Here is a 14,640-nt window from a genome sequence, read left to right on the forward strand (position 1 = left end):
GAGCGCATTGCCAGCCTAGGAGGCGCTGGTGATCAGCCGAACGGCGTCTAGAACCGCAGCACGGCGCCGGCCCAGGTGAAACCTGCGCCAAAGGCCGCCAGGAGCACGGTCGTGTTCTCCACGATGCGGCCATCCTTGAGCGCAACGTCCAGCGCCATGGGGATCGTGGCCGCCGTGGTGTTGCCGTACTTCTCGATGTTGTGGACGACCTTGTCTTCGTCAATTTCGAGGCGCCAACCCACGAGCTGATTGATGCGCATGTTCGCCTGATGTGGGACGAACAGGTCCACGTCTTTGATGCCGAGCCCTGCCTTGCCCAGGACTTCGTGGGCGACCGCCGGCATCTTGTCCGTGGCCCAGCGGAACACCTGCTTGCCCTTCATCTTCGGGAAGTGGCGTCCCTCGTCGATCATCTCTTTGGTGATGCGCGGGATGTATTTCGACGCGGGCGCCTCCAGCCAGAGATCCGTCGCGGCCGAGCCGTCGGCGTGGAGAGCGATTGACAAGAGACCACTGTTTTCGTCCCGGGCTCGCCCGACCACCGCGGCTCCGGCACCATCTCCGAACAACACGGCGACGTCGCGGCCGCGATCGCTGAAGTCGAGCCCCGTCGAGTGCACCTCGGACCCGACCAGCAGCACCTTCTCGTACATGCCAGCGCGGATCCAGGCGTCCGCGACGCTGAGCCCGTAAATGAAACCGCTGCACTGATTGCGGATGTCGAGCGCCGGCACCCCGGGCAGCCCGAGTTTGTGTCCCAAGAGACAGCCCGACCCCGGGAAGGTGTAGTCGGGGGACAGCGTCGCGAAGATGATGGCGTCGATCTCTTCCTTCTTCACGCCAGCGTGTTCGAGCGCACGCTCGGTGGCGGGCACCGCCAGATCCGCCGCGCCGATGCCGTCCTCCTCGATGTACCGCCGCTCCTTGATGCCTGAACGCTGGAAGATCCACTCGTCGCTCGTGTTCATGAGCTTGGCGAGGTCGTCGTTGGTCACGACCTTGCTCGGGACATGGCTTCCGACGCCTAGAATCGTGGAACGGGACACCACCATCGCGCCCGCGCTGCTAACATGGCGCCATGGCAATTCGCAAGATCGCTCAGATGGGCGATCCAGTCTTGCGCCGGCGGGCAAAAGAGGTTCCACCAGCCGAGCTCGCATCGCAGCGCGTGCAGATGTTGATCGACGACATGATCGAGACCATGCGCGACGCCGATGGCGCGGGAATAGCTGCTCCTCAAGTGCACGAATCACTGCGCATCTCGGTGATCGAGGTCACCCAGAACCCCCGCTACCCCGACTTTCCAGGCATCCCCTTCACGATACTGGTTAATCCATTGGTCGAACCCCTCGTGGCGACAGAGCCGCTGGCAGATGCCGACGCCATCGTGATGTACGAGGGCTGCCTCTCGGTCAACGGCGTGCGTGGGCAGGTTCGGCGTCCGCGAAGGGTGCGCGTGAGCGGGCTCGATCGCATGGGTCGTCCGCAGGAATTCACCTGGGAGGGTGTACCCGCCGCGGTGGTCCAGCACGAGACCGATCACCTCGACGGTGTTTTGTTCGTCGATCGCGTCGTGCCGCGGACGCTGACGTTCCTTCGGGAATACGACCGCTACGTCCCGCGCGAGCTGCGCATGGTCGACGGCGTCGAGCTCGACGACTGAAAGCGCGAGAAAAACGCCCCTCGTCCGCGCTTGCCTCGCCGAGGGAAGGGCCTGCTACGATGGCCCGCCCGAACGCGCAGCTGTTCCGGCTGCCCCTCGACCATGAGACCCAATCCCGGCGACGTCATCGGCGGCAAGTTCCGCATCATCCGCATGATCGGCGACGGCGGCATGGGCGCGGTGTACGAGGCGCGCCACGAGGTGCTCGGCACGAGTGTCGCCCTCAAGTTCCTGCACACCGAGCTCGCGCGCCGGCAGGGACTGGCCACGCGCTTCCTGCAAGAGGCGCGCGTCTCGGCCAGCATTCAGAGCCCGCACGTGACCAAGGTCACGGACGTCGAGCAGACCGCCGACGGAACTCCGTACCTGGTGATGGAGCTCCTGAGCGGTGAGTCGCTGCAGCAGCTGCTCGATCGTCAGCGCAAGCTTCCGAAGGATCAAGCCATCGATTTTGCGCTGCAGATCCTGTCAGGGCTCGAGGCCGCGCACGCGCTCGGTGTCGTGCACCGAGACCTGAAACCGGACAACGTGTTCATCACGCCGAGCACCGGCGGTCCGGTGTGCAAGCTGCTCGACTTCGGTATCGCGAAGCTGCGGCAGACCAACGACTACAACAAGGGACTGACACGCCCCGGCGCCTTGATGGGCACCCCCGAGTACATGTCGCCGGAGCAACTGTACTCTGCCGACCGCGTCGATCACCGCGCGGATCTGTACTCGATTGGCGTGCTGTTGTTCGAGATGCTCGCGGGGGAACGGCCAGCGATCGGCGAGGACGCGGCCGCCATCGTCGGCAACGTGATGGCGGGCAAGGTCAAGCGCCTCGACGAGCTCGACAAGAGTTTGCCAGCCGAGCTGGTTCAGGCCGTCCACCGGGGCATCGATCCGGACAAAGGGCGACGCTTCCAGAGCGCCGTCGACATGCGCAGCGCCCTGGCTGCGTTCGCGGGTCAGCTGTCTCACGCGGGCAAACTCGCGGCCACACCAGTCCCGGCTGGAGTATCGGGCCTGCCTCCGCCACCGGATGCGGACACGAGCAAGGTTGCGGAGCCGGCCAAGCCGCCCATCACCGCAGACGAACCGGCGCCGGAGCCCGCGAAACCAGGAGTTGCCCCGACGCTGCCACCCGACGACGAGCCCGCAGCCGGTGGTAGCCCGCCCACCGTGGGTGACATGCCCGCTCAGAACATGCCGCCGCACGGCAGCACACAAGAGGCGAGCAAAGATCTGATCGCGAACATCGCCGCACAGAACGCGGCCGCGCAGGCGGTCACTGCTCAACCGAACCCGGCCCCTTATGGCCGTGCTGCACCGCAGCCTGGGCCGTATCCACCGCAGCATTTTCCGCCACCGGTAGCCAGAAAGAGCAGCGGTGGCGGCAGCGGTGTGATCCTCGCGCTGCTCGGCGGCTTGTTGGTGATCGGTGCCATCGTGGGCGGCATCATCTGGGTGCGTCAGAACAAGGACGACTCGCCCAAAGATCAGCCGCTCGGCTTCGGGACCCAGGCGCCCCCGACCACCGTCACAGGCCAGGGCACCTTCAACGACAAGCCGCCCGACGTTCCGCAAAATCCGCCGCCGGTCGACCCTGGCCCCGGACCCAAACCAACGGCCACCGGCGGGCCCGTGAAACCAAAACCCAAGGACGCGGGCGCCGACGCTGCCGGCGGGCAGGACGCGGGCGGGCAGATGCCGTGGCCGTTCCCGGTGCCGAGCAACATGCCACCGCTGCCCCCGTTTCCGACCATTCCTATCCCCGTTTGGCCGCCGCCCGCGAGCAGTCAGTGAGCGCCGAACAGGTGTCGAAGAAGGCGCCGTCGCCCGACTACGTCCGCGAGTTTGCTGCGAGCATGCCGCGCGCATATCGCACGGCGTACGGCGAGGTCGCGATTGCCGAACACGCGGGGGTGGCGTTGCGGCGCGGCGACAGAGCGGCCAACGTCGAGTTGCTCGAGCACACCCACGGCGCTCCCGGAGTGTTGTGTGTCGTCGCCGATGACCGACCGGGCCTGCTCGCGACGCTGAGCGCCGCGTTCGTGTTGACGAACCTGGACGTCAGCGGTGCGGCAGCCCACACGCGCAAGACCTCTGGCGGTCGCCAGGAAGCCATCGATCTCTTCTGGGTGCGTTATTCGGATCCCAGTAAACGCTCCGAACGAATCACGCCGGACGCGATCCCGCAGGTCCTCCAGGTCCTGACGGATCTGCTCGAGGGCAGAGTCGATCGCGAGGTCGCCTCGCGACGCGCGGGCAAACCCGCCGCCAAGGCCAGCGAGACCACGGTCCGCTTCGTGGAAAATTCCGAGGGAGATCTGGCGACCCTCGAGGTCGAGACCGACGACCGCTCGGGCCTGCTCCTGGCGCTGTCGCAAGCGTTGTTCGAGCAGAAGGTGCAGATCGTCGAGTCGGCCGTGAAGACCGAGGGCTCCCGGGTGCTCGACCGCTTCGTGATCTTCGAGCTCGACGGCAAGCCGATCCAACCCGACCGGCGGCTACAGATCCAGGTCGCGGTACTGTCGGCCATTCAGCTTGGCAGCTGAAGTGCTCGTCGCCCGGGGCTCGCGCGGTGAACGGTGCTCAGCCGCTTGTGTCTGTCATGCGCCAAGCCGGCGCGCCCTGTTTCGACTACAATCCCGCGCATGGGCCGCGACATCCGCGAGTGGTTCGACTGGTTGGTGGACGGCGCCCCTGGCGCCACCAACCCGGTCGACCTGCTCGGTCGCCTCTGGCCCGGAGTGGCAGCTGCCGGCATCCCCATCGACCGCGCGGTCGCCTTCGTGCGCACGCTCCACCCGCACATCATGGGCCGGAGCTTTCGCTGGCGACCCGGGACCCCAATCGAGGTGGGCGAAGCGCCCCACGCGATCCTCACGAGCGGCGAGTATGCCGCAAGCCCCGTCGCTCGAGTTTGTGGGACCGGCGAGCTGTTCCGCGAACGACTGAACACCGGCACTGACCAACGTGCCCCCGTCTTGAAGGCCCTCGCCGCCGAGGGCATGACCGACTACCTGGGCATCCCGCTAAAATTCATGAACGGGACCGTTCACGCCGTCACCTTCGCTTCGGCCAACCCTGCAGGCTTCGCTGACGAGGACGTGGCAGCGCTGACCGAGATTGCTCGCCCACTCGCCCGCGTTGCAGAGATCCTCGCGCTGAGCCGGACCGCGGTGAACTTGCTCAACACCTACGTCGGGCGCAACGCCGGCGAGCGCATCTTGCGCGGGCACATCCAGCGGGGTGACACCGACAGCATCCGCTGCGTGATCTGGTTCTCCGATCTGCGAGGCTTCACCAGCATGTCGGACAGCATGGAGCCCGCGCGGCTCATTCGCACGCTGAACGAGTTCTTCGACTGCCAGGTGCCGGCCATCGAGCGCCACGGCGGGGAGGTGCTCAAATTCATGGGCGACGGCATGCTGGCCATATTTCCGGTGGGGGACGAGGCGCCGAACGTCGCGGCGGGCAAAGCCCTGGAGGCGTCGAACGAGGCGTTCGATGCACTCGCGAAGTTGAACCAAGCCCGGCTCGCGCGCGGGGACCCTGCGCTCCGGTTTGGCCTGGCGTTGCACGTCGGCGACGTCGCGTACGGCAACATCGGCGGCGCGAACCGCCTCGATTTCACCTGCATCGGCCCTGCGATCAACCTCGCGGCCCGCATCGAGTCGCTCTCGGGCAAGCTCGGAACGGCGCGACTTCTGAGCGGCGCCATGGCGCGCCTCGTGGGGCGAGAGGTGCGGTCGCTCGGCGAGCACGAGCTGAAGGGGGTCGCCGGAAAACAGCTCGTCTACGAGCTGGCGTTGTCCGGCGAAGCAGCGCCCGAACGCCAAGTCGACTGACCCGCGCGCTCTCTCTGCCTCACCTGAGGTCGTCACCCTCGGCGACGCGATTCAGGAAGTGCGGCTCCGTTCCGACCCGCGCCAGCGCAGCCGCGAGGGTCGTGTTCGTGGTCGAGCGGTAGCGCTGAGCGGCGCGGCGCGCGCCAAACAGGCTCGCGACGGACAGCCCAACATCCACGACACTCGCCCCGATTCGTTCTCCCAGACGTCCGTCGTCGCGATCGGCACCCGTGATGAACGACGGGCGCACCAGGGTGAACGGGAGGCCACTCTCTCGGAGCTCACGCTCGATGCGGGCACGAACCGCGAGATAGGGATTCTTCGTGGCCGGCGCGGCACCCACGCTCGAGAGATAGACAAAACGCGGCTGGGGGTCAGCGTGTTTGGCTGCGGTGAGCAACAACGCCGTGAGTGCGTAGTCGACGCTCTCGTAGTCGTCCTTGCCAGCCGACGCACGTCCGCGCGCTCGAGTCGTGCCGAGCAGCGCGTAGACGACACTCGGGCTCAGCCGTTGCAGCGTCTCTGCCATGCGCTCCGGCTCCCAGACCGTGGTGTCGACCTCGGCACCCAGTGCCTCGAAGCGCGCCCTCCACTCGTCCAGACGCGACGAGTCCGGGCGAACGTGGGCGATCGGATGCCGTCCGCTCTCGGCGAGGATGCGCACCAGCTCCCGCCCTGTGTATCCCGTCGCGCCAGCCACGAACTCACTCATGTGCGGTCCTCGATCGCCGAGCGGTAGACTTCGAGCGTTGCGCGGGCAGCTCGATCCCACGAGAAATCCCGAGTTCTCTGGGCACCCGCTCGGACCAGGCGCGTCCGGAGCGCGTCGTCTCGATCCAGAGCGTGGATCTTCCGCACCAGATCCGAGTGGTCGCTGGGATCGGCGTGCAGCGCAGCATCACCCGTCACCTCGAGCACCGCCGCAGCCGTCGAAGCCAGCACGGGCAGGCCAAAACCCATCGCCTCGAGCGCCGGCAGGCCGAATCCTTCGTAGCGCGAGGCGAACAGCAACATGCGCGCGTGAGTGTACAGAGTGAACAGGAGCTCGTCCGAGACGTGAGGGATGGTGACCACGAGCCGCGCGACCTCGGGACGGGCAAGCAGACGTTCCATCTCGCCATCGACTCGACTGAAGCGCCGCACGAGGACGAGTTTGTGGTCCGTGCGTGACCCCATGGCTTCGACGAAGGCACGCACCATGGCCGGGTGATTCTTGTAGGGCGAGCCCTGTCCGACGATCAGCGAGAACGCGGCACCCGGGGGGACCCATGGATCGAGCAGACTGCGAGCTCCTCCTCGTTCACTCCGGTGGCGCTCGGGATCGAAGCCGTGGTGAATCACGCTGACTTTGTCGCGATGTTCCGGATACAGGCGTGCGATGGCGTCAGCGGTGGCCTGCGAGATGGCGATGATGCGGCGGGCGCCGCGGATCGAGCGCGCGAAGTTCGCCCGATACCAGACCCCGTTTGCCAGGCGCACCGGGACGAATGCAGAGGCGAGCGCAGGGGCCTCGACCCACATCAAGTCGTGAATGGTGACGACCCACGGGCAAGCCAAGGCCAGGGGCACCAGGTCCGCCGGCGAGTGGAAGAGGTCGAACTGCCCGAAGCGGTGTGCGAAGCCGAGGCCGAACACCGTGACTGGGCTCTTGGTTTCGCCAGGGAAGGTGAGCTCTCGCACCCGCTCGTGCTCGACGATGGGTGTTTTTTTGTCCGGGTGGCGAAGCAGGAGGAAGCGATAACCCTCCGCCATTGGGATCATGTGGCGGAGCAACGCCTCGAGGGTATTGCCGATGCCGCTCTTTTTCCCGGAGATGCTTCGAGCATCGACGACGACCTGGCGCACGAGGGCCGCGAGGTTAGCCCGGTTCGAAGGACCCGTCATTGTCAGGAAACCGGCAGGCCCACCTGTTGTTTTCGGCCTCGACGAGCGCTCGCGGTTTGCACGTCCTTCGGGAATTCGCTACCTAGAGAGCGCGGAGCCTCCGATGAGCGACGAACCGACGGCGCCCAAGCCCACTCTCGAAATGTCGACGCCGACGGACGAGCCGCCGACCGCGGTGAGCGCCAGCAACGAACCGTCGCCGGCAGCCAGCACCGCCGACGAGCCGCCGACCGAGCTCAGCGCCGCTGGAACGTCGAGCGATGACGCGTCCAAGGAAGGCAGCGCCGCTGCGGCCGTCACGGCGCCAGAGGTGGAGGCAGTCAAGGCGGACGCGCCGAAGAAGGTCGCTGCCACGGTAGTGGACGAACCCGTACCCGCAGCTCCTGCGGGCGCCGAGGCGCCCTGGGGCAAGGCCGGCAAGACCCAACCTGGCGAGCCGCCGATCTTCGACGCGGCTCCCATGCCTGCAGCACCGCCGATGATGCAGCCGACACCCTATGCGCCAGCGGTGTCACCGGGCCCGCCTCCCGTGCGAGCAGCGGCGCCGTACTACGCGCCGCCGCCGGCAGCGCGAGGGGGTTCGAGCAGCGGGCTGATCGTGGGCGGGCTGATCGGAGTGCTTGCCGTCATCGGTGGGCTCATCGCGCTCGTGATCGTCATGCGCGGGAAGGATGACGAACCCACGCAGTCGCTCACGGTGCCGACCAGTGGAGGTGGGCCGACCGTCATCTCGCCTCAGGGCGGCGGAGCCGCCGAGCCCACTCCCGAGCCGGTCGCTGCTGATCCTCCCGCGGCGCCACCTCAACCCGTGAAACCCAAGACGGCGAGCAACAAACCGCCGCCGAAGAGCACCGCGCCGCCGCCGGGCACCCTCCCGCCGCCGCCGACGGCTCCTACACAACCCACGACGCCGCCGCCGCCGACTCAGCCGACGCAGCCCAGTCTTCCACCACCGCCCGCTACTCCAGGCGGTGGCGGTGGACGCCTCAAGCTGCCCGGCAAGAAGTAGCGCTCATTCCAGCGTGCCGCGCGCGCCAATGCTGAGCCAGCTGTGGGTCGCCGGGTTGTCGATGTCGCCCGAGCGGTCGAAGTTGAGTGCCGACGCATCGCTCTCGAGCGAGAAGCTCTCCTTGGTGAACTTTCCCAGGGAGTAGGCGATGAACATGCCGTAGAAGTCGCCGCTGCGCTTCACGTCGATCCCGGCCTGGATGTTGAAGAGCTCGAGCCCGTGCGCGGTCCGCCGCGCCGTTGCTGTGTCCGTCGACGCGCTCAGCGTCATCCACTCGTATCCGGCGCCGACGCCGAGGAAGGGGCTGACCCGTTGAAAGGGCATGAAACGAACCAGCACCTCCGGGCCCCGCGAGCTCCCAGCCAGAACAACTGGCGTTGCCGCCGCAGTCCGGCAGCACGTAGCCGCCACTCAGAGCCAAGCCCAGAAACAGCTCGGGGAGCGGCCAGTAACCCGCCTCACCGCCGAGAAAGATCAGCCCGTCGACGACATCCGACAACTTCGCGGATCCGGAGTAGTCGCCCATCGGAAAGGCGAAGCCCAGACGGAAGCCGCCTCCGAAGCCCGGCTTCCAGCGCTGCTCCCGTAGCGCGACGGGATCGGGCACGGTGTTGGCGAACGGCGTATCACTCTCGAAATCCGGGTTCTCTTTCTCCTTCTGCTTCTCTTCTTCCAGACGCTTCGAGGCCATGTCGCGGTTGTCGATCACCACGTCGTCGTCGGGCTTTTTTGCGGCGGGCTTCGCCGCCGTAGCGTCGCTGTCCGTCGCGCCCGCCTTCTTCGCGTCTTTTCCCGACTGCGCAAGGACTGGAGACGCGAGCGACAACCCAAGAACCAAGCCCACTGAACCCCGGCGCACCATGGTCCCGATCATAGCGGGTTCATCGACCGAGTGATCAACGAGTCGCGCCGGGATCGCGCCCCGCTGGGCCGCTCCTGGTCAAACAGGTCTCGAAGCACCGCGCCGGTGGCCGTCTTCCTGCGCGCAATCTTGGCGGGTGGCCCCTCAGCGACGATCTTGCCCCCGCGGTCGCCACCATCGGGCCCGAGCTCGACGACCCAATCAGCGCCGGCGATGACGACTGGGTGGTGCTCGATGACGACCAGTGTGTCGCCACGTTCCACCAGACGGCTGAGCACCCGAACCAGTTTCGACACATCCGCCAGGTGCAGACCCGTCGTCGGTTCATCGAGCACGTACAGCGTTGGCAAGTGTCGGACGGTAGCGGTGAGCTCCGCGGAGAGCTTCAAGCGCTGCGCTTCGCCGCCCGACAGCGTGTGCGAACCCTGGCCGAGGTGAATGTATCCCGCGCCCAGATCGACGAGGGTGCGCAGCGGTCCGGCGATGTTCGGGTGATTCACGAAGAAGAGCGCGGCTTCTTCCGCCGTGAGGTCGAGCACGTCACCGATGCTCATGCGCGAGTACTTCACGTCCAGGGTCAGTGGCTCGAAGCGCTTGCCGCCGCAGTCCGGGCAGGGCGCCACGACATCGGGCAAGAAGCTCATCTCGTGGGTGATGACACCCTGACCGGCGCAGGTGGGGCAGCGTCCGCCGTTCGGCGTGTTGAAGGAGAAACGCGACGCGGAAAATCCCGCAACTTGCGCGTCTGGCGTGCCGGCGAAGATGCGGCGGATCTCGTCCCAGATGCCGAGAAAGGTCGCCGGCACGGAGCGCGGCGTGCGCCCGATGGGTGCCTGATCGACCGCCACCGCGCGCGCGATAGCACCCACGCCCGAGAGTGAGCGGTGGGCGCCGACCGTTTCGGTCGCCAGCTCGAGCTTCGCGCGCAACGCGGGCAAGAGCACCTTCTGTACCAGCGTACTCTTGCCCGAGCCGCTCACCCCACAGACCACCGTGAGCCGAGCGTGAGGCAACGACAGCTCCACGTCCTTTAGGTTGTGCTCCCGCGCGCCGGAGAGCTTCAGACGTGGCACCTCCGAGCCGATGCCGATGGCGGGACGTATCTCCATCGGCGCCGCGAACACTCGCGCGGTTGGTGATTGTTCGTTGCAGAGCACCTCGGACGGAACGCCGGCGGCCATGATCCGCCCACCCCGCGCGCCGCCGCCGGGACCGAGATCTACCAGGTAGTCCGCTGCGCGAATCGTATCGGCGTCGTGCTCGACCACCAGCACCGTGGACCCGATGCTCACCAGCTTCTTCAGGTTGCCCAGCAGCCGCAGGGTGTCGCGAGGGTGAAGACCAATCGTAGGCTCGTCGAGCACGTAGAGCGCTCCCGTGAGCCCAGTTCCCAGCTGCGCCGCCAGTCGCAGCCGCTGCATCTCGCCTCCAGAGAGCGTCGACGCGCGGCGATCGAGCGACAGGTAGTCGAGCCCGACCTCCATCAAGAACTCGAGCCGCCGCACCAGCTCGGTGACGACGGGTCCAGCAACCTTGCGGGCGTCACCGCTGAAGCGCCAACCCTTCACGAGCGCGAGGGACCGCACGACCGGCAAGCCCACCACCTCGTGGTATCTTGCGCCTTCGACGCGCACGGCACGCGGGAGCGGCGACAGCCGCGCTCCGTGACACTCTGGACACGGCACGAACGTGGGCGGCGGCAGGGGTTTCTTCCGTCTGCGTTTGCTGGTCTTTTCCTCGACGAAACCCGCACCCTCGCAGCTGGCGCAGCGCCCCTGCGCGGTGTTGAAAGAGAACCAGCGCGGGTCGAGCTCCGGCACGGAGAAACCACAGCGAGGACAGGCACTCTGGGTCGACAGCAACTTCTCCCTTGCAGCGCCCCAGCGCAGCTTCACCGCGCCGTTACCCCAGGCGAGGGCGCGATCGAACTGCTCGCGCGACAGGTCTCGCGGGCGCGGAACCCGGGCCATCACCAGGTCGATGGTGTGCTCGCGAGTCTTCGTCAACCGCGGGGGTTCGTCCGTCGAGACCCGCTCCCCATCACAATATGCGTGCTCGATGCCCGCCCGCGCTGCTGCGGTGAACACGTCGAGGTAGAGACCCTTTCGCGCTCGGACTACCGGCGCCAGGAGCTCGAAGCCCGACTTCTCCCGGCACGCCAGCCCGAAGACCGCATCGGGCCTTGCCAGCGCGATCGGCTCGTCATGGTCTGGGCAGTGCGGCGTGCCCAGCTTTGCGTAGAGCAGCCGCAGGTAATGGGCGACCTCGGTCACCGTCGCCACGGTCGAGAGCCCGCCAGCCCGCTGCGTACGCTGTTCGAGCGCGATGGAGGGCGGCACACCGCTCACCCGATCGACGTCGGGGCGGGGCATGGTCGGCAAGAACTGCCGAGCGTAGGGCGTCAGCGTCTCGAGGAAACGTCGCTGCCCTTCCGCAAAGATCACGTCGAAGGCGAGTGTGCTCTTGCCCGAGCCGCTCGGGCCGGTGACCACGGTGAGTTCGCCGTGCGGGATCTTCACCGAGACCTCGCGCAGGTTGTGCTCGCGAGCGCACTCGACGACGAGCGCACGCTCGGCCTCGACTGCGGGTGCGCCCGCGACCCGGGCCGGAGCGCGGCCGTGCGCTGCCATGGCATGCCCAGTTGGGGTGTCGTGGGAGCGCAGCTCGTTCGGCGTGCCGGTTCCCACGACCAAACCGCCATTTTTTCCGGCGCCTGGCCCGAGATCGACCACGTAGTCGGCTCGCTCGATCAGATCGAGGTCGTGCTCCACACACAGCACGCTGCCGCCGGCGTCGACGATCACGTCGAGGGCGGAGAGCACCGCGCGCACCTCGTCGGCGTGCAGGCCTGCGCTCGGCTCGTCCAAGATCAAGAGTGCTCCGGCATGCTCATCCGCAAGGGACCGCGCGAGCTTGAGACGCTGCGCCTCACCGCCGGACAGCGTCGAGAGCGGTTGACCCAGACGCAGATAACCGAGCCCCAGCTTCTTGACCGGGCCGAGCGCACGTTTGATCGCGACCTCGGTGAAGTGATCGAGCGCCTCGTCCACCGTGAGCTCGAGCACCTCGGAGATGGTGCGTTCGCGGTGCCGCACCCGCAGCACTTCGTCCTTGAAACGCCTACCTCGACACACCGGGCAGACCAGGCGCACGTCGGCGAGGAACTGCATCTCGACCGTCTCGAAACCTTCACCGGCGCAGGTGTCGCAGCGTCCACCCTGCACGTTGAACGAAAAATGAGCCGCGGTGAGCCGCCGCGCGTGGGCGTCGGGCTGGGCCGCAAACAGGGCGCGCACGCTGTCCCACGCCTTGGTGTACGTCGCCGCGTTGCCTCGCGACGTGCGCCCGAGCGGGGCCTGATCGACGAGCGCGATGCGCTTGATGACCTCAGCGCCGTCGATACCGTCGTGGTCACCGGGCGCTTCGACGTCGAGGGCACCCAGACGCCGCGCCAGCGCCCGATACACCACGTCCACGGCCAACGTGCTCTTGCCCGAACCGCTGACCCCCGTCACCGCACCGAGCACTCCCAGCGGGAGCTCGACGTCGATGCCCCGAAGGTTGTTCGCGCGGGCACCCCGCACGCGTAGAAATCCCGTGGGTTTGCGGACGCGCCGGGACTTTTCGGTCGGCAAGGCAATGGCGCGGGCGGTAGCGCCACCAAGCGCCAACGCTTCCGCCGGCGTGCCGTCGAAGACGATCTGACCTCCGGCGGCTCCCGCGCCCGGACCCAGCTCGATCACACGATCGGCGGCGAGGATGACCGAGGGATCGTGCTCCACGACCAGCACCGTGTTGTGGCGCTGAGCGAGCTCGCGAAATATCGCGGTCAAGCTCCCGACGTCGCTCGGGTGCAGCCCCACCGTGGGTTCGTCGAGCACGAACAGCGCGTTGTGCAGCGACGTGCCGAGCGCCGCGGTCAACGTGACACGCTGGGCCTCGCCGCCGGAGAGGGTGCGCGCCTGGCGGTCGAGCGTCAGATACCCGAGGCCCACCCGCTCGAGGTATCCGAGCCGGCTCACCAGCTCGCGTCGGGCGAGCTCGCCCTGCCCGGTTCGGGTCTCGACCTGCCCCAGCACCCGGCACGCCTCACCGATCTCGAGCGAGTGGAGCTCGGCGATGTCACGACCAGCGACATGGTACGCGAGCGCGGCGTCGCTCAGACGACGCCCCTGACAGCGCGTGCACACGTCGTACGCGCGGTATCTCGCCAGGAGCACGCGGACGTGCATCTTGTAGGTGCGGGTCTCGAGCCAACGGAACCAGCCGAGCACGCCGGGGAAGAAGCCGTCGTTCCAGCTGCCGTCTCCCGAGATGATCAGCGCCTGCTGTGATTTTTTCAGCTCACTCCACGGGACATCCATCGGGATGCCGTGACGGCGGCACAGCTTGCCCAGCTCCGAGCGCTCCCAGGTGGTGGACTTGCCCGCCCAGGGGCGCACCGCACGCTGTTTGAGAGTGCGCCGCGGATCTGGGATCACCTTCTCGAGATCGATGCCGATGGTCCGACCAAAACCGCGACACTCGGGGCAAGCACCGACCGGCGATTCATACGAGAAGAGCCCGGCGCGAGGCGGCTCCAGGGCCCGCGCGCACTCGGGACAGGCGAGCCCGCGCCGGAGCACACGGATCGCCTGACCCACCTGCAACCGAGCAACGCCGGCCCCGCGCCGCCACGCCTCTTCGACGGCGCTGGCGACGCGTTTTTCGTCCCGCGGTGAGAGCTGCACTCGATCGACGATGACATCCAGCAGCCCGCCCGCTGCCAGCACCGTGGAGGGTTTCACTCGATCGATGTCCTCTATTTCGCCCGCGATGCTCAGCCGCCGGTAGCCATCTTTCGCAAGCTGTTCCCGCAGCTCCAGGTAACCCTCGACGCCACCGTGTGCGCGCAGCGGATAACTGACCAAGGCCCGCTGACCGGCGAGCTCGCTCAGCACCTCTCGCGCCACGACCTCCGCACGGAGGGAACGCGCCGGGACCCGATGCTCCGGACAGATGGGCACCGCCTCGCGCACGAACAGCGCGGCCAGATAGGGCTCGATGTCGGCCATGGTCGCGACCGTGGAGCGGGAGCTCTTGACCGGCGCGCGCCGGTCCACGGCGATGCCCGCAGGCACCGGATCGAGTGAAGTGATGGGCGGGCGCTCCAGGCGCTCGAGAAACTGGCGCGCGTAAGGGCTGAAGCTCTCGACGAAACGCCGCTGCCCTTCGGCGTACAGCGTGTCCATCGCCAGGCTGCTCTTGCCGGCCCCGGACACACCGCTGACGACGATCACCTGCCCGGGCTCGAGCCGCAGATCGAGACCGGCCAGGTTGTGGGTGCGGGCACCCCGGAGCTCGGTGGGGAGCATGGCGGGGCGGATCTCTAGAGCGATGCTCCGCG

10 protein-coding genes are annotated in these 14,640 nt (G+C 67.4%); 5 read left to right on the forward strand and 5 right to left on the reverse strand.

Going from position 1 to position 14,640, the window contains the following annotated elements; all coding sequences use genetic code 11:
- Positions 1-47: 47 nt before the first annotated feature.
- Positions 48-1,046, reverse strand: coding sequence for a ketoacyl-ACP synthase III (locus IPI67_32970; GenBank protein MBK7584990.1), 999 nt, complete (start codon positions 1,044-1,046; stop codon positions 48-50).
- Between the two features lie 32 nt (positions 1,047-1,078).
- On the opposite strand from IPI67_32970, the gene def reads away from it, so the two are divergent.
- The 4 genes from def to IPI67_32990 all read left to right on the forward strand — a co-directional run bounded on the left by def (position 1,079) and on the right by IPI67_32990 (position 5,499).
- On the forward strand, positions 1,079-1,663 hold the full coding sequence (gene def / locus IPI67_32975; protein MBK7584991.1) for a peptide deformylase: 585 nt from the start codon (positions 1,079-1,081) through the stop codon (positions 1,661-1,663).
- A 102-nt stretch (positions 1,664-1,765) separates the two neighbouring features.
- On the forward strand, positions 1,766-3,451 hold the full coding sequence (locus IPI67_32980; protein MBK7584992.1) for a protein kinase: 1,686 nt from the start codon (positions 1,766-1,768) through the stop codon (positions 3,449-3,451).
- Positions 3,448-4,203 carry a hypothetical protein gene (locus tag IPI67_32985; protein ID MBK7584993.1) on the forward strand — a complete coding sequence of 252 codons (756 nt, stop codon included), beginning with the start codon at positions 3,448-3,450 and terminating at the stop codon, positions 4,201-4,203. The genes IPI67_32980 and IPI67_32985 overlap by 4 nt, the downstream gene beginning before the upstream one ends.
- 99 nt (positions 4,204-4,302) lie before the next feature.
- A complete protein-coding gene (locus IPI67_32990; protein ID MBK7584994.1) occupies positions 4,303-5,499 on the forward strand; it encodes an adenylate/guanylate cyclase domain-containing protein in 1,197 nt (398 codons plus the stop codon).
- 19 nt (positions 5,500-5,518) lie between these two features.
- Here the strand turns inward: IPI67_32990 and IPI67_32995 are convergent, their stop codons facing one another.
- Together IPI67_32995 and IPI67_33000 are read right to left on the reverse strand one after the other, a co-directional pair.
- Positions 5,519-6,211 carry an NAD(P)H-binding protein gene (locus IPI67_32995; GenBank protein ID MBK7584995.1) on the reverse strand — a complete coding sequence of 231 codons (693 nt, stop codon included), beginning with the start codon at positions 6,209-6,211 and terminating at the stop codon, positions 5,519-5,521.
- Entirely contained in the window at positions 6,208-7,344 is a 1,137-nt protein-coding gene (locus IPI67_33000; protein MBK7584996.1) for a glycosyltransferase family 4 protein, read from the reverse strand. Before IPI67_33000 ends, IPI67_32995 begins: the two co-directional genes overlap by 4 nt.
- Before the next feature lie 142 nt (positions 7,345-7,486).
- Here IPI67_33000 and IPI67_33005 point away from each other — a divergent pair, with 142 nt between their 5' ends.
- Positions 7,487-8,392: a hypothetical protein gene (locus tag IPI67_33005; protein ID MBK7584997.1), complete on the forward strand. Its 906-nt coding sequence runs from the start codon at positions 7,487-7,489 to the stop codon at positions 8,390-8,392.
- 3 nt (positions 8,393-8,395) lie between these two features.
- On the opposite strand, the gene IPI67_33010 is transcribed toward IPI67_33005, so the two are convergent.
- Positions 8,396-8,716 carry a hypothetical protein gene (locus IPI67_33010; GenBank protein ID MBK7584998.1) on the reverse strand — a complete coding sequence of 107 codons (321 nt, stop codon included), beginning with the start codon at positions 8,714-8,716 and terminating at the stop codon, positions 8,396-8,398.
- Between the two features lie 546 nt (positions 8,717-9,262).
- The gene (uvrA, locus tag IPI67_33015; GenBank protein ID MBK7584999.1) at positions 9,263-14,608 is read right to left on the reverse strand and encodes an excinuclease ABC subunit UvrA; all 5,346 of its coding nucleotides are present in this window, start codon (positions 14,606-14,608) and stop codon (positions 9,263-9,265) included.
- Positions 14,609-14,640: the final 32 nt, after the last annotated feature.

The sequence above is a fragment of the Myxococcales bacterium genome, assembly GCA_016706225.1.
Classification (GTDB): Bacteria; Myxococcota_A; Polyangia; order Polyangiales; family Polyangiaceae; genus JADJKB01.

What these genes read in the sequence shown, in the direction of transcription:
- def (MBK7584991.1), top strand. Translation starts at nt 1,079, where the DNA reads ATGGCAATTCGCAAGATCGCTCAGATGGGCGATCCAGTCTTGCGCCGG.
- IPI67_32980 (MBK7584992.1), top strand. Translation starts at nt 1,766, where the DNA reads ATGAGACCCAATCCCGGCGACGTCATCGGCGGCAAGTTCCGCATCATC.
- IPI67_32990 (MBK7584994.1), top strand. Translation starts at nt 4,303, where the DNA reads ATGGGCCGCGACATCCGCGAGTGGTTCGACTGGTTGGTGGACGGCGCC.
- IPI67_32995 (MBK7584995.1), bottom strand. Translation starts at nt 6,211, where the DNA reads ATGAGTGAGTTCGTGGCTGGCGCGACGGGATACACAGGGCGGGAGCTG.
- IPI67_33005 (MBK7584997.1), top strand. Translation starts at nt 7,487, where the DNA reads ATGAGCGACGAACCGACGGCGCCCAAGCCCACTCTCGAAATGTCGACG.
- IPI67_33010 (MBK7584998.1), bottom strand. Translation starts at nt 8,716, where the DNA reads ATGCCCTTTCAACGGGTCAGCCCCTTCCTCGGCGTCGGCGCCGGATAC.
- uvrA (MBK7584999.1), bottom strand. Translation starts at nt 14,608, where the DNA reads ATGCTCCCCACCGAGCTCCGGGGTGCCCGCACCCACAACCTGGCCGGT.